Origin of the sequence: Demequina rhizosphaerae (assembly GCF_000971255.1) — a bacterium.
Taxonomy (GTDB): Bacteria; Actinomycetota; Actinomycetes; order Actinomycetales; family Demequinaceae; genus Demequina; species Demequina rhizosphaerae.
In genome coordinates this window covers 121,201-139,988 of record NZ_BBMC01000004.1, presented here as the reverse complement: position 1 = coordinate 139,988, position 18,788 = coordinate 121,201, and the positions used below count along the sequence as shown (strand labels likewise).

Annotated in this window: 19 protein-coding genes; 7 read left to right on the top strand and 12 right to left on the bottom strand. The window is 74.7% G+C overall.

Annotated elements, in window-relative coordinates; genetic code table 11:
• The first annotated feature begins 46 nt into the window (after positions 1 to 46).
• Positions 47 to 565, top strand: a complete 519-nt coding sequence (locus AOM07_RS06840; protein WP_156171848.1) for a hypothetical protein — start codon at positions 47 to 49, stop codon at positions 563 to 565.
• The gene (gene aroA, locus AOM07_RS06835; RefSeq protein WP_062312103.1) at positions 562 to 1,881 is read left to right on the top strand and encodes a 3-phosphoshikimate 1-carboxyvinyltransferase; all 1,320 of its coding nucleotides are present in this window, start codon (positions 562 to 564) and stop codon (positions 1,879 to 1,881) included. Before AOM07_RS06840 ends, aroA begins: the two co-directional genes overlap by 4 nt.
• A gap of 7 nt (positions 1,882 to 1,888) precedes the next feature.
• On the opposite strand, the gene AOM07_RS06830 is transcribed toward aroA, so the two are convergent.
• On the bottom strand, positions 1,889 to 2,872 hold the full coding sequence (locus tag AOM07_RS06830) for a Gfo/Idh/MocA family protein (protein ID WP_062312099.1): 984 nt from the start codon (positions 2,870 to 2,872) through the stop codon (positions 1,889 to 1,891).
• A 104-nt stretch (positions 2,873 to 2,976) separates the two neighbouring features.
• On the opposite strand from AOM07_RS06830, the gene rsgA reads away from it, so the two are divergent.
• Entirely contained in the window at positions 2,977 to 3,996 is a 1,020-nt protein-coding gene (gene rsgA / locus AOM07_RS06825) for a ribosome small subunit-dependent GTPase A (RefSeq protein WP_062312096.1), read from the top strand.
• 68 nt (positions 3,997 to 4,064) lie between these two features.
• Positions 4,065 to 4,850, top strand: a complete 786-nt coding sequence (hisN, locus tag AOM07_RS06820; protein ID WP_062312093.1) for a histidinol-phosphatase — start codon at positions 4,065 to 4,067, stop codon at positions 4,848 to 4,850.
• A 12-nt stretch (positions 4,851 to 4,862) separates the two neighbouring features.
• Here the strand turns inward: hisN and AOM07_RS06815 are convergent, their stop codons facing one another.
• From AOM07_RS06815 to AOM07_RS06805, 3 genes are read right to left on the bottom strand one after another with little or no spacing between them, the layout of a single operon-like run.
• A complete protein-coding gene (locus tag AOM07_RS06815; RefSeq protein WP_062312090.1) occupies positions 4,863 to 5,303 on the bottom strand; it encodes a DUF6912 family protein in 441 nt (146 codons plus the stop codon).
• A 4-nt stretch (positions 5,304 to 5,307) separates the two neighbouring features.
• A complete protein-coding gene (locus AOM07_RS06810; RefSeq protein ID WP_062312086.1) occupies positions 5,308 to 6,483 on the bottom strand; it encodes a CpaE/TadZ family protein in 1,176 nt (391 codons plus the stop codon).
• Positions 6,480 to 7,082, bottom strand: a complete 603-nt coding sequence (locus AOM07_RS06805) for an SAF domain-containing protein (protein ID WP_062312083.1) — start codon at positions 7,080 to 7,082, stop codon at positions 6,480 to 6,482. The genes AOM07_RS06810 and AOM07_RS06805 overlap by 4 nt, the downstream gene beginning before the upstream one ends.
• A gap of 109 nt (positions 7,083 to 7,191) precedes the next feature.
• Between AOM07_RS06805 and AOM07_RS06800 the strand changes: the two genes are divergently transcribed.
• Positions 7,192 to 7,404, top strand: a complete 213-nt coding sequence (locus tag AOM07_RS06800) for a helix-turn-helix domain-containing protein (protein WP_062312080.1) — start codon at positions 7,192 to 7,194, stop codon at positions 7,402 to 7,404.
• 3 nt (positions 7,405 to 7,407) lie between these two features.
• Here the strand turns inward: AOM07_RS06800 and AOM07_RS06795 are convergent, their stop codons facing one another.
• A complete protein-coding gene (locus tag AOM07_RS06795) occupies positions 7,408 to 7,914 on the bottom strand; it encodes a hypothetical protein (protein ID WP_062312077.1) in 507 nt (168 codons plus the stop codon).
• 167 nt (positions 7,915 to 8,081) lie between these two features.
• On the opposite strand from AOM07_RS06795, the gene AOM07_RS06790 reads away from it, so the two are divergent.
• Complete coding sequence (locus tag AOM07_RS06790; RefSeq protein ID WP_156171847.1) at positions 8,082 to 8,753, top strand: LysM peptidoglycan-binding domain-containing protein; 672 nt, start codon at positions 8,082 to 8,084, stop codon at positions 8,751 to 8,753.
• A complete protein-coding gene (locus AOM07_RS06785; RefSeq protein ID WP_062312072.1) occupies positions 8,750 to 9,142 on the top strand; it encodes an Rv3235 family protein in 393 nt (130 codons plus the stop codon). The genes AOM07_RS06790 and AOM07_RS06785 overlap by 4 nt, the downstream gene beginning before the upstream one ends.
• A gap of 72 nt (positions 9,143 to 9,214) precedes the next feature.
• On the opposite strand, the gene secA is transcribed toward AOM07_RS06785, so the two are convergent.
• From secA to mtrA, 7 genes are all read right to left on the bottom strand, one after another.
• On the bottom strand, positions 9,215 to 12,073 hold the full coding sequence (secA, locus tag AOM07_RS06780; RefSeq protein ID WP_062312602.1) for a preprotein translocase subunit SecA: 2,859 nt from the start codon (positions 12,071 to 12,073) through the stop codon (positions 9,215 to 9,217).
• Positions 12,074 to 12,146: 73 nt separating this feature from the next.
• A complete protein-coding gene (locus AOM07_RS06775) occupies positions 12,147 to 13,037 on the bottom strand; it encodes a DMT family transporter (protein WP_156171846.1) in 891 nt (296 codons plus the stop codon).
• A gap of 40 nt (positions 13,038 to 13,077) precedes the next feature.
• A complete protein-coding gene (hpf, locus tag AOM07_RS06770) occupies positions 13,078 to 13,725 on the bottom strand; it encodes a ribosome hibernation-promoting factor, HPF/YfiA family (protein ID WP_062312066.1) in 648 nt (215 codons plus the stop codon).
• 127 nt (positions 13,726 to 13,852) lie between these two features.
• Complete coding sequence (locus AOM07_RS06765) at positions 13,853 to 14,599, bottom strand: ComF family protein (protein ID WP_228374399.1); 747 nt, start codon at positions 14,597 to 14,599, stop codon at positions 13,853 to 13,855.
• Between the two features lie 99 nt (positions 14,600 to 14,698).
• Positions 14,699 to 16,423 (bottom strand): LpqB family beta-propeller domain-containing protein, encoded by a 1,725-nt coding sequence (locus AOM07_RS06760; protein ID WP_156171845.1) that lies wholly within the window; start codon positions 16,421 to 16,423, stop codon positions 14,699 to 14,701.
• Positions 16,420 to 18,057: an MtrAB system histidine kinase MtrB gene (gene mtrB / locus AOM07_RS06755; RefSeq protein ID WP_156165235.1), complete on the bottom strand. Its 1,638-nt coding sequence runs from the start codon at positions 18,055 to 18,057 to the stop codon at positions 16,420 to 16,422. Before mtrB ends, AOM07_RS06760 begins: the two co-directional genes overlap by 4 nt.
• The gene (mtrA, locus tag AOM07_RS06750) at positions 18,054 to 18,737 is read right to left on the bottom strand and encodes an MtrAB system response regulator MtrA (RefSeq protein ID WP_062312054.1); all 684 of its coding nucleotides are present in this window, start codon (positions 18,735 to 18,737) and stop codon (positions 18,054 to 18,056) included. The genes mtrB and mtrA overlap by 4 nt, the downstream gene beginning before the upstream one ends.
• Between the last annotated feature and the right edge of the window lie 51 nt (positions 18,738 to 18,788).

Below are 18,788 nucleotides of genomic sequence, written 5' to 3'. Positions count from 1 at the left end.
ATTCCCGGCCCTGACGGAGAGCGCCTCGCTTGATAGCGTAGGAGGCATGTTGCGTGCACTTGCCAGGCCGTTGCTCGCCTCGTGGTTCGTCTACGGAGGCGTCCAGAGCTATCTCGAGCCCGAGGCGCGCGCCGAGCGCGTCGCCCCCACCGTCGAGCCCGCCCTCAAGGAGCTGGGACTCGAGGAGGTGAAGACCGTCGACCTGGTGAAGGTCCACGGCGCCGCCTCTGTCGCGCTCGCCGCCGCGCTCGCGCTGTCGCGGAGCCCGCGCGCCGCCGCGCTGGGCCTCGCGGGCCTCGCCGGCGCGACCGCCGCGCTCGCCCACCCCTTCTGGAACGAGGAGGACGAGACGCGCAAGGAGGAGGAGCTCGAGCAGTTCCTCAAGAACCTCTCGCTCGTCGGCGGCGTGCTGCTCGCCGCGACGGCGGGCCACAGCCAGCGCCACATCGACCGCAAGAAGGCGAAGAAGGCGAAGGCCAAGGAGAAGGCCGCGGAGACGAAGGCGAAGGAGAAGGAGGCCAAGGCGGCTCTCAAGGCCGCCGGCTCCAAGAAGCGCGCCGCGTGAGCGGCGCCCTCCCCACCGGCACCGGCCCCGGCGAGGCGTGGGACGCGCCCCTCGCGCATCGTCCGCTCGACGCGACCGTCTCCGTGCCCGGTTCCAAGTCGCTCACCAACCGCCACCTCGTGCTCGCGGCGCTCGCCGCGGAGCCCGTGACCATGCGCGGCGGGTTGCGCTCGCGCGACTCGGACCTCATGATCGGCGCGCTGCGCGGCCTGGGGATCGACGTCGACGACTCCGGCGACGACTGGCGCGTCACGCCCGGACCGATCCGCGGCGGCGCCCACGTCGACTGCGGCCTCGCCGGCACGGTGATGCGCTTCGTGCCGCCGATGGTGCTGCTCGCCGACGGGCCCGTGAGCTTCGACGGCGACGAGGGTGCGCGGGTGCGCCCCATGGGCCCCCTCCTCGACGCGCTGCGCCTGCTCGGCGCCGACGTGGACGACGACGGCCGCGGCACCCTGCCCTTCACCGTGACGCCGCCCGCGGAGGTCCCGGACGTGGTCGAGGTCGACGCGTCGTCGTCCTCCCAGTTCGTCACCGGGCTGCTGCTCACGGCGCCGCGCCTGCCCGAGGGCCTCACCGTGCGCCACACCGGTGCGACGCTGCCGAGCCTGCCGCACATCGACATGACGTGCGCGACCCTGCGCGAGGCCGGCATCCGGGTCGACCAGCCCGACGAGCGCACCTGGATCGTCCACCCCGGCGAGATCCGCCCGGGCGACGTGCGGGTCGAGCCCGACCTCTCCAACGCCGGCCCGTTCATGGCGGCCGCGCTCGTCGCGGGCGGCACCGTGCGCATCCCCGGCTGGCCCGCGGAGACCACCCAGCCCGGCGCGTACTACCCCGAGCTGCTCACCCGCATGGGCGCGACGTGCACGCTCGACGGCGACGTCATGACCGTGACTGGCGACGGCACCGTCCGCGGCATCGACGCCGACCTCTCCCCCGCCGGCGAGATCACGCCGACGATCGCGGCGCTGTGCGCCGTCGCGCAGGGGCCCAGCCGGCTCACCGGCATCGGCCACCTGCGGGGCCACGAGACGGACCGCCTCGCGGCGCTCGCCGCCGAGGTGACCCGCCTCGGGGGCACGTGCACGGCGGACGAGGCGTCGCTCGCCTTCGGCGGGCTGCCCGAGGACGGCGTCGCGGGGCTGCACGGCGCGGACATGGAGACGTACCACGACCACCGCATGGCGACCTTCGCGGCGATCGTCGGGCTCGCTGTGCCCGACGTGCGCGTCGTGAACGTCGGCACCACCGCGAAGACGATGCCCGGCTTCCCCGCGATGTGGCGCGGGATGCTCGGCCTCGACGGCTGAGCGGCCCTCACACCGGGACGCGCACGCCCTGCTCGAACGCGCGGATGATCGCGTGCGCGACCTCGAGCGCGCGCCTGCCCTCGCGGGCGTGCACCGGCGGCTCGTCGCCGGCGCGGAAGGCCGCGAGGAGGTGCTCGACGTGCCGGTCGAACGTGTACTCGAACGTCCGCGCCTCGTCGTCGAAGTAGCCCGCCTCCCACACGCGACGGGTCGCGTCGCCCGCGGACGAGACCGTGAGCCGCTTGACGGTGTCCTCGATGAGCAGCCTGCCGCGCGTCCCGTTGACCTCGACGAGGTGCGTGTCGGGGTACGCGTACGACGAGTCGTAGGACCCCACGAGGCTGCCCACCGCACCGCCGGCGAAGCGCAGGGCCACCGCGAGCGTCGTGTACGTCCCGGGCCGCGTCATGTCCGTCATCTGCGCGGCGACGCTGTCGATCGGCCCGCACAGGTGCTCGAGCATGTCGATCCCGTGCACCTGCGTCTCGATGAGGTTGGCGTGCGGGCTCGTCCCGAAGTTGGGCTCGCCGCCGAAGCGCCAGGTCGCGAACACCACGTCGCCGAGCTCGCCGGCGTCGATCGCGGCCTTCGCGCGCGCCACCGGCTCCGCGTACCGGTGGTTGAGGTTGATGGCGAAGAACAGCCCCCGCGCCTCCGCCTCGGCCAGCAGCGTGTCCGCCTCGTCCAGCTCGAACACGAGCGGCTTCTCGACGAGCAGCGGCACGTCCCGGCGCAGGAGGTGGAGCGTCGGCTCGAAGTGCGCCTCGTTGGGCAGGCACACCGTCACGAGGTCCGGTCGCGCCTCCTCGAGCATGACGTCGATGTCCGTGTACGGCGTGGTGTCGAACGCGGCGGCCCGGGCGGCCGTGCGGCCGGGGTCGCGCCCGACGATGCCCACGAGCTCCGTGTCCCGCCGCCTCGAGAAGATCCGCGCGTGCTGCGCGCCCCATCCGCCGGCGCCGACCACCGCGATCCTCAGCGTGTCCTCCATGACGCGTCCCTTCGCCTCCCTCCGAGCGTAGGACGCGGACGCGCGCCGCGCCCGGCCGCGACCGCTCGGTAGGCTGGGCGCATGCCTTCGACGCCGGACCGCACGTGAGCGACTGGAGCCGCTACGACGAGTCCGACGCGCGCGTGCGCCCCAACCGGCGCGGGTCGCGCCCGCGGACCAAGGTGCGCCCCGCGCACGAGGAGGCCGAGCCCGGCACGGTGATCGCCGTCGACCGCGGCCGCTACACGGTCCGGATGGACGATGCGGTCATCACCGCGGTCAAGGCGCGCGACCTCGGGCGCCGGGGCCTCGTGATCGGGGACCGCGTCGGCGTGGTGGGCGACACCTCCGGCCGGCCGGACACCCTCGCGCGCATCGTCCGCCGCGAGCCGCGCGCGACCGCGCTGCGCCGCACCGCCGACGACACCGACGCGACCGAGCGCGTGATCGTCGCCAACGCCGAGCAGCTCGCGATCGTCACCGCGCTCGCCGATCCCGAGCCCAACCCGCGCATGATCGACCGCTGCCTCGTGGCCGCGTTCGACGCCGGCATGGAGGCCGTGCTCGTGCTCACCAAGGCCGACCTCGCCGACGCCTCCGACCTCCGGGCCGCGTACGAGCCGCTCGGGGTGCGGGTCCTCGAGACATCCGTGAGGCGCGAGGGCGGCCCCGACGAGGATCCCGGCTTCGTGGAGCTGCGCGCGTCGCTCGAGGGCGCGACCACGGTGCTCGTGGGCTACTCGGGCGTCGGCAAGTCGACGCTCGTCAACGCGCTCGTGCCGGACGCGGGGCGCGCCGTGGGCGTCGTCAACGACGTCACGGGCCGCGGACGCCACACCTCGACGTCGGCGGTGCTGTACGACGTGCCGAGCGGCGGCCGCATCGTCGACACCCCCGGCGTGCGGTCGTTCGGGCTCGCGCACGTCGACCCCGAGCACTTCATCCTCGCCTTCCCCGACGTCGCCGCGGCCGCCGACGAGCGCTGCCCGCGCGGCTGCACGCACGAGTCGGCCGAGGCCGGCTGCGAGCTCGACGCGTGGGCGGGCGACGTGCCCGAGCGCCACGCCCGCGTCGACTCGATCCGCCGGCTGCTCGCCTCCCGCGCCGCGGGCGACCAGTACTGACCGCTCCGCGCGCACCGTCGGGGAAGAGCGCCGGGCGACCCGCGCATCGTCCCCGGTAGGTTGAAGCCATGACGGACGCCCCCTACGCCGACGACCTGCTGCTCGCCCTCGCGATCGCCGACGAGGTGGACCGCCTCACGCTCGCGAACTTCGCGACCGGCGAGCTCACGGTCGAGACGAAGCCCGACGACACCCCCGTGACGGCGGTCGACCGCGCCGCCGAGCGCCTCGCGCGCGACCTCATCGCGCAGCACCGCCCCGCCGACGCGTTCGTGGGCGAGGAGTACGGCACCACCGGCGAGTCCGCCCGCCGCTGGGTGGTCGACCCGATCGACGGCACCAAGAACTTCATCCGCGACGTGCCGGTGTGGGCGACGCTGATCTCGCTGCTCGACGGCGACGACGTCGTCGTGGGCGTGGTGAGCGCGCCGGCGCTGCACCGCCGCTGGTTCGCGGCACGGGGCCAGGGCGCGTGGCTCGGGGCGTCGGAGGCCACCGCCAGGCCGATCCACGTGTCCGCGGTCGCGAGCCTCGCGGAGGCGTCGCTGTCGTACTCCGACCTCGCCGAGTGGGAGGCGTTCGGGCGGCTGCCGGCCTTCATGGGCCTGATGTCGGACGTGTGGCGCACGCGCGCGTACGGCGACTTCTGGAGCTACATGATGGTCGCCGAGGGCGCGGTGGACATCGCCGCGGAGCCCGAGCTCGCGCTGTACGACATGGCCGCGCTCGTGCCGATCGTCGAGGAGGCGGGCGGCCGCTTCACGGGCGTCGACGGCTCCCCCGGACCGCACGGCGGCAACGCGCTGGTGACCAACGGGCTGCTCCACGACGAGGTGCTCGCGCGGCTGCGCTGACCTGACCCGCGCCTACCCCACGGGCACGTGCGAGAGCTCGGACGCGTCGTACCAGAGCATGTCGTGGTCGTCGAGCCGGTCGAGCGCGTCCTCGTCGCCCGCGCGGGCCGCGCGCACGTCGTCGGCCGCGTCCGGCTCGTCGACGAACGCGCACGCGATCGCCGAGGCGGGGATCCGGCCCTGCACGCGGACCGCGGCCGGGTGGACGTCGGGGTCCGCGTCGCACTCGGGGCGCGTGAGCTCGGCGACGACGACCACCCGCAGCGGCGAGCCGACGTCGATCACCGAGGCGCGCGCGGCGACGTCGCGGGCGATCTCCGCGAGCTCGTCCGCGTCATCGGAGTCGACGAGCGCGAGCAGGCGCTCCGTCACGGCGTAGGCGAGCGGCGGCTCCCACAGCCCGTCCGCGCAGCGAGGGAGATCGTCGACGGTGGCGGGGATGTACACGCGCATGGCCTCAGTCTGTCACCGTCGCGGGCTCACCACGCGCGGCGCGCGCGGCGGCGATCACCACCTCCGCCATCGACGCGATCGCCCTCCTCAGCGGCGACCGCGGCGCGACCTCGGCGAGGGTGCGGCCGTCGCGCGCGGCCGCGTCGCAGGCCCTCAGGTCCCACGGCAGCGGCCACACCTCGGTGACGCCCGCGTGGCGTCCGAGCGCGGCGGCGATCGCGTCCTCCGGCCGCGCCCCGGCCACCGACGCGCGGATGCGGTTGACCGCCACCACCGGCGCGGGGCCGTCGAGGTCGAGCAGCGCGTGCACGAGGCGCACGAGCTGGTGCGGCTCCGCTCCCCCGACGGCGACGACCGCGTCCGCCTCGGCGAGGCCAGCGAGCGTCGCGCCGTCGCGGCGCGGGCCCGGAGCGTGCGCGCCGCCGTCCTCGGCGGGGGCGGCGAGGTCGAGGACGACGACGTCGGCCTGCGCCCGCAGCGCGGGCCACAGCCGCTCGAGAGCGGGGGCGGTCACCTCGGGCCAGCGCGCGGCCCGCGTGAGGCCCGTGACGACACGCAGGCGCGGCGCGACCTCGACCGCGTGGCGCGCGAGCAGCGCGGCCGCGTCCTCGCCGCGCGCGGCGGACCGTGCCACCGCGGCGATCCCGGGGGCCTCGTCCGCGAGCCCCACCGCGGTGGCCACCGACGCGCCGTAGGTGTCGAGGTCGACCAGCACGGTGCGGTGCCCCGCGAGGGCCGACTCGGCCGCGAGGTTGACGGCGACGGTGGTGCGGCCGGGCGCGCCGCCCGTGCCCCACACCGCGATCACGGCGCCCGGGCCCCGCTCGGGCGGCGGCGCGAAGTCCGGCGCCGGCCGGTCGACCGCGGCGAGCACCGCCTCGGCGAGCCCGGCGCGCGCGAGCGGGACCCCGAGCGCCTCGAGGCGCGGCGCGGCGCCGTCGGCCACCCCGACGAGGCCCGCGCCCGCCGCACGGATCGCCGCCACAGCGTCCGCGTCGAGGTGCGGCTGCTCCGACAGCACGACGACGGAGCCGAGCCCGGCGCGCGCGACCGCGACGGCCTCCGCGAGGTCCGCGCAGCGGCGCACCACGGCGAGCCTCGGGTGCGCGTCGACCTCCGCGACGACCGCGGCCTCGCCGTCACCGCGCACGGCGACGATGACGCCGAGCGGCGCGCTCACCCGATCCCCACGACCGCGACCTCGGCCGCGGCCGCCAGCGCGTCGAGGAGGGCGCCGACCTCGTCGCCCGGCACCACGACGTAGACGGTCTCGCCGCCGAGCCCGAACGAGCCCTCGTCGCGCTCGACCGCCGCCACCGCCAGCGCCTCGCCCACCCGTGTCGAGGAGCCGTCCTCGGGCGTGACCCACACGTCGACGACCGCGCCGGCCTCCACGCCGTCCGCGACCGGCGCGGAGGCGATCACCGCGACCGGACGGCCGTCGAAGTCCTCCCGCGTCGCGACGGCGCTGGCCGGGACGAGCTCGCCGTCCCCGACTGCGCGCGTGAGCACCCGTCCGAAGGGCGCGTCCGCGGGCGCCGCGAGGTAGCCGTCGCCCACCCGCACGTGCGCGATCAGCAGGTTGGACTCGTCGAGCACCGTGCCCGGCGCGAGGGCGTCGGCGGCCGCGTAGACGGGCGTCGTGCGGTCGGCGGCCCGCAACGCGGCCGCGACCCCCACGACGGCGATCACGATGAGCAGCACACCCACCACGAGGCGCGGGTCGCGCCACCCGGGCGGCCGCAGACGCGCCGCCACCGCCTGAACATCGTCGCCCATCGGCACCCCCCACAGCCGCCGGATGGAGACATCATGCCTGGTGCGACCCCTGCACGGGAAGAGCTGTGGACAGCGGGCACGCGCGGCGGCGCCGTGTCACAATGGCCGGGTGCCACCGCGGTTCCTCAAGCTGAGCGACGTCCAGGAGATCCTCAACATCTCCTCGCAGCAGGCGTATGCGCTCGTCCGCTCGGGCGACCTGCCCGCGATCCAGGTGGGCGGCCGCGGCCAGTGGCGCGTCGAGGAGAGCGAGCTCGAGGGCTACATCGCCCGCCAGTACGCGCTCGCCCGCGAGCACCTCAAGGAGCGCGACGCCCGCTGAGGGTCAGCCCGCCCGCACCGCCAGCAGGGCGCCGAGCGGCACGGTCCGCGCCACGCCGCCAGCATCGAGGTCGAGGTGGTCCGCGCCCACCGCGCGGATGACCCCGCGCCACGTGCCGCCGTCCGTCTCGACGGCGACCGGCAGCCCCGAGTCCGCGAGCTCGCGCAGCGCCGAGGCGAGGGTGAGGCGGCGCCGCACCTCGGTCAGCGGAGCGGAGCCGTGGCCCAGCCCGTCGAGCGCCGCCACCGCCGTGAGCGGCACCACCGCCTGACCCTCGGCCGTGTCGAGCAGCACCCACGCTCCCGCGAGGTCCGCGACGGCTCCCGCCACGCGGCCTCCGCCGCGCAGCACGAGGGCCACGCGCCCGCCGGCGTGCGCCGCGAGCCGCCCGGCGAGCGTCACCGCGGCCCGCTCATCGCGCGTCCGCTTGGCGATCTCCGCCTCGACCTCGGCGCGCTCCTCGGCCTCGAGCCTCGACTCGAGGTCCGCGAACAGCAGCTCCCAGCGCATGCCGTCACGCTAGCCGCCGCCTCCACAGGCGGGAATCCCGGGTGGACAAAACGGACGCGACGGACTACATCAGAAGATACCAAACAGCATCAAACGACATCAAACGGGGGCTTGTGATGGGCGGAGCGGCGGGGACGATGCGGCGGCCGGGCGGGCGCGCGGCGCGCGTGGCGAGAGCGCGGAGACCGGCGGGAGCATCCGCGAGGGCCGCGGTCGCCACCCTCGCCGCGGCGGGGACGGGCGGCGGCGCCGCCGCGCTCGCGTGGCGCACGGCCGCGGCGGTCGACTGGCGCGTGTGGACGGCCGCCGACGCGGTCCTCGCCTGCGCCGGGATCGCGGCCGCGGCGATCGCGCTGCGCTTCCTCGTCGAGGTCGCCGCCGCCCTCGCGGCCCGGGCACGCGGCGCCTCCGCACCCGCCTGGACCGGTCGGCTCGCGCGCGGCGTCGCCGCCGGTCTCGCCGCGTCCCTGCTCGGCGCGGGCGCGGCCCACGCCGACGAGCCGCCGCCGTCGGCGGGATGGCTGCCCGCGGACCCCGCGCCTGTCTCCGTGCCGTGGGCCCCGGCGACACGGGCGCCGAGCCCCGCGCGCATCGTCCCCGCCGAGGAGACGCGCGCGGACACCGGGAGCGGGCCCCGCGTCCATGTGGTCGAGCCGGGAGAGTCGCTGTGGTCGATCACGGCCGAGGCGCTCGGCGCGACCGCCGGCGCCGCGGAGGTCGCGGACGCGTGGCCCCGCCTGTACGCGGCGAACCGCGACACCGTCGGCTCGGACCCGGACCTCATCCATCCCGGGCTGCGCCTCGCGCTCCCCGCCGCGCTCGCCGGGGACGCGCGGTGAGCGCCGAGCCCGCGTGGTCGCCCCGCCCGGCCCGCCGCGACGTCTACGGCCGCCCGCGCGCGACGCTCGGGGACCCGACGCCGCTGGCCTGCACCGTCGCGCTCACCGCGATCGAGGTGGTCCACGGCGGCGACGGGCTCGACTCGCTGCTGCGGTGGATCACGCCGGAGGTGCGCGAGCGGCTGGCCCGCCAGCACTCGCTCGCGCGCCGCGCGGGCCGGGACGGCGGCGCGGGGGCGCGGATCCTCCGGGCGCGCGCATGCCGGGTGTCCCGCGACGCCGCGGAGATCGCCGCGGTCGCCCAGATCGCCGGGATGTCGCACGCGGTCGCGCTGCGGCTCGAGGACCGCGCGGGCCGCTGGGTCATCACCGTGCTCGACATCGGCTGACGGGCGAGCGCCCCGGACGCGCGCGAGGGCGGCACCCGCCGGGTGCCGCCCTCGTCGCGGGGTCGCGGTGGCCTACAGCTCCGCGCCCTCCTCGTTCTTGCCGTGGCACATCTTGTACTTCCGGCCCGAGCCGCACGGGCACGGCGAGTTCTTGCCCGCACCCTCGAAGACGCGGCCGTCGTCCCACGGCTTGGGGCCGCCGGGCTGCGCGGGCGCGGCCACCTTCGCGGTGCCCGAGCCGTCCTGCGACGGGCCCGAGAAGGTCAGCGCGCCCATCCGTGCCTGCACCGGGCCGCCGGCGGAGCCGGTGGCGGGGGTCGCGACCATGCGCTGGCCCGCGGGGCCGGCGGCCGTGGCGGCGCCGCCGCCCGCGAGGCGCTGCGCCGGAGCCGGGGCCGCGGCGGCCTGCTGCTGGGCGGTCGCGGCCGCGGAGTCCGCGGTCACGGCGGCCTGCGGCGCGGGCGCCTCCTTCTTCTCCACGCGGTAGAGGATGGAGACGGCCTGCTCCTTGATGGCGTCCGACATCGCCTCGAAGAGCTGGAAGCCCTCGCGCTGGTACTCGATCAGCGGGTCGCGCTGACCCATCGCGCGCAGGCCGATGCCCTCCTTGAGGTAGTCCATCTCGTAGAGGTGCTCGCGCCACTTGAAGTCGAGGACCTGAAGCAGCACCTGGCGCTCGACCTGGCGCATCACGTCCGCGCCGAGCTTGGTCTCGACGAGGCCGTACTGCAGCTTGGCGTCCGCGACGAGCTCGCGCTCGAGGAACGCGGTCGACAGCCCGGACAGGTCGCCGGCCTCCTCGATGACCTCCTCGATGTCGATCGACACCGGGTAGACGGCCCGCAGGTCCTTCCACAGGGCCTCGAGGTCCCAGTCGTCGGGCGAGCCGACGAGCGTGGACGAGCGCACGTACGCGGCGACCACGTCGCGCACGAAGCCCTCCATCTGCTCGTGCATGTCCTCGCCATCGAGCACGCGGCGGCGCTCGGTGAAGATGATCTTGCGCTGCGAGTTGAGGACGTCGTCGTACTTGAGGATGTTCTTGCGGATCTCGTGGTTGCGGCCCTCGATCTGCGCCTGCGCGCTCTGCACGCCACGGGTGAGGACCTTCGACTCGATCGGCATGTCGTCGGGCAGCGCCGACGAGTTCATCACCGAGGCCGCGAGGCCGGACTGGAACATCCGCATGAGGTCGTCCTCGAGCGAGAGGTAGAACCGGCTCTCGCCCGGGTCGCCCTGACGACCGGAGCGGCCGCGGAGCTGGTTGTCGATGCGGCGCGACTCGTGACGCTCGGTGCCGAGCACGTAGAGGCCACCGGCCTCGAGCACCTCGTCGCGCTCGGTCTCGACGTCCGCCTTCGCCTGCGCGAAGACGTCCTTCCAGATCTTCTCGTACTCCTCGGGGCTCTCGTTCGGGTCGAGCCCGCGCGCCTGCATCTCCGCGACGGCACGGAACTCCGGGTTGCCGCCGAGCATGATGTCGGTGCCTCGGCCCGCCATGTTGGTGGCCACGGTGACGGCGCCCTTGCGGCCCGCCTCGGCGACGATCGCCGCCTCCTTCTCGTGGTGCTTGGCGTTGAGGACCGTGTGGACGATGCCCTGCTTGCGCAGCTCCTGCGACAGCGCCTCGGACTTCTCGACCGAGACGGTGCCGACCAGCACCGGCTGGCCGATCGCGTTGCGCTCGAGGATGTCCTCGATGACCGCGGTGAGCTTGGCCTTCTGCGACTTGTACAGGAGGTCCGACTGGTCGGCGCGGATCATCGGCCGGTTGGTCGGGATCGGGATGACGCCCATCCCGTAGGTCGAGTGCAGCTCCGCCGCCTCGGTCTGGGCGGTGCCCGTCATGCCGGCGATCTTCTCGTACTGGCGGAAGTAGTTCTGGAGCGTGATCGACGCGTAGGTCTGGTTCTCCGCCTTGATCGGCACGCGCTCCTTGGCCTCGATGGCCTGGTGCAGGCCCTCCGAGTAGCGGCGGCCCTTGAGCAGGCGGCCGGTGTGCTCGTCGACGATGTCGACCTCGCCGCCCTGGACCACGTAGTCGCGGTCGCGGCGGAACAGCTCCTTGGCCTTGATCGCGTTGTTGAGGAAGCCGATGAGGGGCGTGTTGGCCGGGTCGTAGAGGTTCTCGATGCCGAGCGCCGCCTCGATCTTGTCGATGCCGGGCTCGAGGATGCCGACCGCGCGCTTCTTCTCCTCGACCTCGTAGTCGACGTCGATCTCCATCTCCTTGGCGAGACGCGCGAACTCGACGTACCAGCGGTTGTTGTCGCCGGAGGCGGGGCCCGAGACGATGAGGGGCGTGCGCGCCTCGTCGATGAGGATCGAGTCGACCTCGTCGACGATCGCGTAGTGGTAGCCGCGCTGCACGAGCTGCGACGGGTCGAGCGCCATGTTGTCGCGCAGGTGGTCGAAGCCGAACTCGTTGTTCGTGCCGTAGGTGATGTCCGCCAGGTACTGCTGGCGGCGCACCTCGGGCGACTGGTTCGCGACGATGCAGCCCGTGGCCATGCCGAGGAAGCGGAACACGCGTCCCATGAGGTCCGACTGGTAGCTCGCCAGGTAGTCGTTGACGGTGACGATGTGCACGCCCTTGCCGTCGAGGGCGTTGAGGTAGGCCGGCAGCGTCGCGACGAGGGTCTTGCCCTCACCGGTCTTCATCTCCGCGATGTTGCCGTGGTGGAGCGCGCCGCCGCCCATGATCTGGACGTCGAAGTGGCGCATGCCGAGCGTGCGGCGCGCGGCCTCGCGGACCGCCGCGAACGCCTCCGGCATGAGGTCGTCGAGCTTCTCGCCGTTCGCACGGCGCTCCTTGAACTCGTCGGTGAGGCCGCGGAGCTCGTCGTCCGACAGCGCCTCGTACGCCTCCTCCAGGGCGTTGGTGAGCGTCACCACCTTCTGTAGACGGCGGAGCTCGCGCCCCTCGCCCATACGGATGATGCGGTCGATCACAGCCACGTTGCGCTCCTCGAAAGCCTGTACAGTCCCCGACCATCGTAGGCGGTCAATGGATGCTCTCCGGCTCGTCTCGCTGTGGGCGCAACAGCACCACCGCGCTCCCGAGCACCGCGCCGCCGACGATGCCGCCCCAGCCGAGCCTCTCCCCCAGCACGAGCGCGCCCAGGATGGCGGCGACGAGCGGCTCGAGCAGGCTCACGACGGTCGCGACGAACGGGGGCACGGTCGCGAGGCCCGAGAGGAACGCGAGGTACGCGAGCGCTGTCGACACGACGCCCAGGGCGACGGCGATCCCCCACGACGCGGCGCCGGACGGCGCGCCCCAGCCGAGCACGAGCGCGACGGGCACGAGCAGCAGGCCGCCCGCGGTGAAGGACAGCGCGGTGAGGCGGGCCGCGCCCAGGCCCGGCACCGGCGTGCGGTTGACGACGGTGACGCCCGCGAACACCGCGCCGGTGACGACGGCCACGCACGTGCCGAGCAGCGCGCGGTCGCCCGCCGTGAGCGAGGAGCCCAGCAGCAGCGCGAGGCCGCCGAGGGCCAGCACGAGCGCGAGCACGCGGCGCGCGTCCGGCCGGTCGCCGTGGCGCCACCAGTCCCACAGCGCGACCCAGGCCGGCGCGGATCCGATGGTGACGAGCGTCGCGAGGCCCACGCCCGCGAGCGCGATGCCGGTGAAGTAGAGCACCTCGAAGGCCGCGGTGAGCGAGCCCGTCGCGAGGATCCGCACGACCATCGCCCGGTCGAGGCTGCGCAACCCGACCGACCCGCGCGCCGCGAGCCAGACGGTGAGGACGACGCCCGCGATGACCATGCGCCACATCGCGACCGAGGCCGGCGGGACGTCGCTGGCGTCCGCCAGCAGCGTCCCCAGGAAGCCGCCCGTGCCCCACAGGGTCGCCGCGAGCACGACGGACATGAAATGGCGGGGCTGCACCCGGGAAATCTATCCGGTTGCAGCCCCGCCGCGACAGGGATCAGGCGGTCTCGCGGGCCTCCTCGGCCGCCGCCTGCTCGAGGTGGATCACGCCGTACGTCCAGCCGCGCCGGCGGTACACCGCGGACGCGAGGCCGGAGTCGACGTCGTGGAAGAGGAAGAAGTCGTGGCCGACGAGCTCCATCTGGTCGAGCGCGTCCGCGACCGTCATCGGCGTGGCCGCGTGGGTCTTGGACCGGATGACGATCGGCGTGCCGTCGATGGGGATCTCGCGGTGCGAGCCCTCCGGCGCACCCTCCCACGCCTCGACGCTGGATGCGCGGTCGTCCACGGCGTCCTCCACCGGCTCGGGCGCGGGCACCGTGTGCAGCCCGCTCTTGCCCTGGTGACGGTGGGCCTTGCGCTCGTGGAGCTTGCGCAGCTGCTCGATCAGCTTCTGCATCGCGCCGTCGAGCGCGACGAACCGGTCCTCGGCAGCCGCCTCGGCGCGCACGACTCCACGTCCGCGCACCGTGATCTCGACGCGCTCGCGGTCGTTGGCGTGCTTGGGATTCCTCTCATGGACCACATGAACGTCCGCTCGGGTCGCGCGAGGGGCCAGGGCCTCGACCTTCTCCATCTTCTCGAAGATCCTCTGCCGCATGTCCTCGGAGACCTTGGTGTGACGTCCCACGATGGCGATGTCCATGACGAAAACTCCTTCACTGTCGCTGGGGCCCCGCAGGGGCCAGGGGCAAGGGGTCGGCGCTTGTCGCGCCTGGTGCATCACCTCCTCGCCTGGAAGGTGTCCGACGTTCTTCGTCGTCCTGGACCTCCTACCCTAGCGCGCCGGACGGGCTTGCGGGACGGACTCTCAGCACTTCCCCAGGTGCCGGGGCCGATGCCAGGACGAGCGCCCCGACGGGCACCAGCGGGGAGCCCCTCAGGGCGCCCGCGGCGCGGGCCAGCGTCGCCCCGGTGGTGACCACGTCGTCGACGAGGAGCGCGGGCCGAGGCCCGCCGCGGCGCGCCACGGATGCGCGCACGCGGCCCGCGCCCGCGCGCCATCTCCCGCGGTCCCCCGCGCCGCGCGACGCGCCCCGGGCGGGCAGCAGCGCGTCGACCGCCTCCGCCGCGACCCCGCCCGTCGCGAGGCCGGCGGCCGCGGCGCGGGCGAGCAGGAGCGGCAGGTCGACGCCCCGCCGCCGCGTGTGCGCGGCGCGCGCCGGGCACGGCACCACCGCGACCGGGGCCGAGGCGACGGCGGGCCCGAGCGCCGGGGCGACGGCGGCCGCGGCACGTTCGAGGGCGGGGCCCAGCAGCGCGCCCAGGTCCCGCCGCCCCGCGTCCTTCCACGCGGCGACGACCCCGTGCGCGGCACCGTCGAGCTCCGCGACCGACCACACCGGCAGCGGCGGCGTGAGGCCGTCGAGACGCGGCGCCCCCGTCTCGCACCGCAGCGGCGGTTCCCACCACGGCGCCTCGCACGCCTCGCACCACGGCACGTCGTCGAGCCCGCAGCCGGGGCACGCGACGGGCACGACGAGCCGCGCGAGGCGCGCGAGCGGTCCGGGACCCTCCACGGGACCAGGCTCGGGCACGGCGGGAGCGGGCATGCGCCTCGTCCCCGCGCGCGGCGACGATGCGGATGCCCGGCGGTGCCGGGGACACCGGCCCCGGGCTCAGCCCGCGTACGCGAGGTCGTCGACCCCTGAGGCGACCGCGGACCAGCCGGTGCCGGCGCGCTCGCGCACCGTCCCGTCCTTCGAGACGAGCGTGATCGACCGGTCGCCGTGACGAGCCGACATCGCGACCGCGTCGGACACGGCCGCATCCTCGGTGGTGCGGCCGCCCACCGCGACGATCCACAGCGGCGCCGTCTCGTCGCCGCTCGACGACCCGAGCAGCGCCACCGACGAGTCGTCGACCCAGATGGCGTCCACGGTCGTGCCGATGTTCGCGCCGATCTGCAGCGGCTCTCCGATGCTGAGGGGCTCGCCCGACTCCGACCTCACCACCTCGGCGACCTCGACGACCGTCTGGGCGCCCGACCGCGACACCACGAGGACGCGGGCGCCGTCGCGCGACGGCACGATCTGCTGCACCGTGCGGCCCGCGAGCCAGCGCGCGTCGAGCGCCATGACGCCGCCGTCCTCGGACACCGCGGTCACGGACTCCGGGTCGACCGACTCCGCGGTCCACAGCCAGCCGTAGCGGTCGAACGTGGGCGCGACCAGGTCCGCGCCCTCGACGACGGTGGTGACCTCCATCTCGCCGCGGGGGCGGCCGGCGTCCTCGTACGGCACGAGGGTGTCGACGCCGCCGGCGAGCGCGTCGGACACGACGATGCGGTCCTCGCCGACGCGGAAGGCGACGCGCTCGCCCGTGTAGGACGTGGCGAGGTCGGCGGCGCCGGCGGGCAGCGCGCCCACGCGGTCCGGCACGACGGACAGCTCGTCCCCGTCCCACAGGCCCAGGCGGCCGTCGATGAACACGGCCGCGACGCCCTCGGGGACGGGGCCGCGGGACAGCGTGTCGACCGGCTCGGCCACGAGCGGCACGCCGGCGACCGTCACCTCGACCTCGCGCACCCCCGGCAGGGCCGTGAGCGTGAGCCGCAGCTGCTGCTCCGCGAGCGCGCGCTCCGCGGGCGTGCCGGCCGACTCGGAGGCGAGCTGGACCTTGGCGACGCCGTCCGTCACCACCACGGAGTCGACCGCGAGCGCGGACCCGGCGGGGAAGCCCGAGGTGACCGCGTTGGCGAGCCACGGCGAGGGGCCCGCGACGAGCTCGCGCGCGGCCCACGTCGCGACGTTGGTCGACGGCAGCCACCGCAGCTCGGGCACCACCGTCGACCCGTCGGCGGTCGCGAAGACCAGCGAGACGGGCAGGAAGACGCGGTTGAAGGTGGCCTCGGCGAGCAGCGAGCCGTCCTCGAGACCCGAGATGCGCCACTCGCCGCCGACGTCCCGCGCCACCTGGAACTCGAGCTGGGTCTGGGTGCCGGACTCGGCCTCGACCATGCGGCCCGCGTCGTCGATCCACGCGGCCACCGGCACCGAGTAGACGACGCGGCCCGCGGCCTCGTCGTAGTCCGGCGTGAGCGCGCCCGAGTCGTAGACGGTGACCTGCGCGAGCGGGTCCCAGTCCGCGCGCGCGGGCACCGTGAGGTACTCGCGCGCCACGGAGAAGTCCGAGGCGAAGCCCGCCGCGGTGGCCTGGATGAAGCCCGACACGATCGCGTTGACGCTGTCACCGATCTGCGGGCCCTCGGCGAACGGCACGAACGGCTCGGCCCCCTCGACCTCACCCGTGCCCTCGTTGACGGCCCCGGACGTGGGGATCGAGGCGCACGCCCCGAGCGCGAGCGCGGCCGCCGCGCACACGGCGGCGATCCTCATCCTCATGGCGCGACCTCCCTGCGGTCGGACTCGAGCGTGATGCGCTCGGCGATGGTGCCGTAGTCGAGCTCCGCGATCACGAGCGGGAGCGGCGGGTGCTGGCCCAGCCCGCGCGACGTGCGGGGCAGCTGGAGCCGGAAGCTCGCGCCCTTGCCGGGCAGGCCCCAGGCCTCGAGCTTGCCGCCGTGGAGCTGGGCGTCCTCGCGGGCGATCGCCAGGCCCAACCCGGTGCCGCCCATGGTGCGGGCGCGGGCGGAGTCGGCGCGCCAGAACCGGTCGAAGACCCGCTGCGCCTGCTGCGGCGTGAGGCCGATGCCGTAGTCGCGCACCACCACCGCGACCGCGCGGTTGGTGGACGCCACCACGACGTCCACGGGGCGGCGCTGCGCGTGCTCGATCGCGTTGGACAGGAGGTTGCGGACGATGCGCGCGACGCGGGGCCGGTCCATCGAGGCGACGTGGTCGCCCTTGGCGACCCACAGCCGCAGCTCGACGCCCTGGCTCCGCGCGGCGGGCACCATTGCCTCGACCTGGTCGCGGACCACGTCCGCGAGGGACATGTCGTCGAACTCGAGCTGCGCGGCGCCCGCGTCGATGCGGGAGATCTCGAGCAGGTCGGACAGCAGCGACTCGAAGCGGTCGATCTGCGTGTCGAGCAGCTCCGCGGACCGGGCGACCTCGGGCGGGAAGCCGGGGCGCGCATCGTGCAGCACGTCGGAGGCCATGCGGATGGTGGTGAGCGGGGTGCGGAGCTCGTGCGAGACGTCGGAGACGAAGCGGCGCTGGAGGCGCGAGAGCTCCTCCATGCGGGTGATCTGGCGCTGGAGGGACTCGGCCATCTCGTTGAACGTGCGCGCGAGGGTCGCCATCTCGTCCTGGCCGCGCACCGTCATGCGCTCGGACAGGATGCCCTCCGCGAGGCGCGACGCGACGCGCGCGGCCTGGCGCACGGGCCGCACCGTCTGGCGCGTCACCTGGAACGTGAGCACGCCGAGCAGCAGCATGAGCGCCACGCCGCCGACGGCGAGCACGCGCTGGATGAGGCTGAGCGTCGCCTGCTCGTCGGCGAGCGAGTAGACGAAGTACAGCTCGTACTCCCCCGCGACGCGGATGGTGAAGGGGACGCCGACGACGACGCCCGGGTCGCCCGTGTCCGGCATCGCGACGAACTGCCACGACTGGGCCGCGCCCGCCTGCACCGCGTCGCGCATCTCGGGCGTGATGACGTCGACGAGCTCGGCGTCGGACACCGGCGTCGACAGCAGCACCCCCGACGTATTGGCCGGATCGCGCAGCAGCACGAGGCCGCGCGAGTTGCCGCCGAGCGTGCCGAGCCCGTCGAGCAGGTCGTAGACGAGCTGCTGGAGGTCGCCCGAGCTCTCCGCGGTCGAGGCGTCGACGTTCTCCTGCGCGCTGGTGGCGTCGCGCGCGGTCTCCGCGAGGATGCGGTCGACGCGGGTCTGGACCAGGCCGTCGCGGATCTGGGTGCTGACGAGCGCGCCGATGACGATGACCGCGCCGAGGCCCAGCACCATCGTGCTCACGACGACGCGCAGCAGCAGCGAGCCGCGGAAGCGGCGCCACACCCGTCGCGGGCCCTTCGCCAGGTTGGCCCAGAGGGAGCGAGGGGTGAGCCTCACGACACGACGCCACCCGCCTTGTAGCCGACGCCGCGCACCGTGAGGATGATCTCGGGGTTCTCCGGATCCTTCTCGACCTTCGCCCGCAGGCGCTGGATGTGCACGTTGACGAGGCGGGTGTCCGCGGCGTGACGGTAGCCCCACACGTCCTCGAGCAGCACCTCGCGCGTGAACACCTGGCCGGGGCTGCGGGCGAGCGTGACGAGCACGTCGAACTCGAGCGGCGTGAGCGGGATGACCTCGCCGCCGCGCGTGACGCGGTGGCCCGTGACGTCGATCTCGAGGTCCGCGACGCGCACCACGGCCGGCGTCGCGTTGTCGTTGCGGCGCAGGCGGGCGCGCACGCGGGCGATGAGCTCGCGCGGCTTGAAGGGCTTGGGGACGTAGTCGTCCGCGCCGGACTCGAGGCCGAGCACCACGTCGACCGTCTCCGACTTCGCGGTGAGCATGATGATCGGCACGCCCGACTCGGCGCGAATCTCGCGGCAGATGTCGATGCCGGACCTCCCCGGCAGCATGAGGTCCAGCAGGATCACGTCGGGGTTGGTCGCGCGGAACGCCGCCACCGCCTCGTCTCCGTGGTCGCAGAACACCGTCTCGAAACCGTCCCCGCGCAGCACGATGCCGAGCATCTCGGCCACTGCGGGATCATCGTCGACCACCAGGATCTTCGCCGTCATGCCCCCATTATGCCGACGGCTCCCCCGGAGCCCTCGCAGCGCGTGGCAGGA

What these genes read in the sequence shown, in the direction of transcription:
- AOM07_RS06840 (WP_156171848.1), top strand. Translation starts at nt 47, where the DNA reads ATGTTGCGTGCACTTGCCAGGCCGTTGCTCGCCTCGTGGTTCGTCTAC.
- AOM07_RS06830 (WP_062312099.1), bottom strand. Translation starts at nt 2,872, where the DNA reads ATGGAGGACACGCTGAGGATCGCGGTGGTCGGCGCCGGCGGATGGGGC.
- hisN (WP_062312093.1), top strand. Translation starts at nt 4,065, where the DNA reads ATGACGGACGCCCCCTACGCCGACGACCTGCTGCTCGCCCTCGCGATC.
- AOM07_RS06815 (WP_062312090.1), bottom strand. Translation starts at nt 5,303, where the DNA reads ATGCGCGTGTACATCCCCGCCACCGTCGACGATCTCCCTCGCTGCGCG.
- AOM07_RS06805 (WP_062312083.1), bottom strand. Translation starts at nt 7,082, where the DNA reads ATGGGCGACGATGTTCAGGCGGTGGCGGCGCGTCTGCGGCCGCCCGGG.
- AOM07_RS06795 (WP_062312077.1), bottom strand. Translation starts at nt 7,914, where the DNA reads ATGCGCTGGGAGCTGCTGTTCGCGGACCTCGAGTCGAGGCTCGAGGCC.
- secA (WP_062312602.1), bottom strand. Translation starts at nt 12,073, where the DNA reads ATGGGCGAGGGGCGCGAGCTCCGCCGTCTACAGAAGGTGGTGACGCTC.
- hpf (WP_062312066.1), bottom strand. Translation starts at nt 13,725, where the DNA reads ATGGACATCGCCATCGTGGGACGTCACACCAAGGTCTCCGAGGACATG.
- AOM07_RS06760 (WP_156171845.1), bottom strand. Translation starts at nt 16,423, where the DNA reads ATGAGGATGAGGATCGCCGCCGTGTGCGCGGCGGCCGCGCTCGCGCTC.
- mtrA (WP_062312054.1), bottom strand. Translation starts at nt 18,737, where the DNA reads ATGACGGCGAAGATCCTGGTGGTCGACGATGATCCCGCAGTGGCCGAG.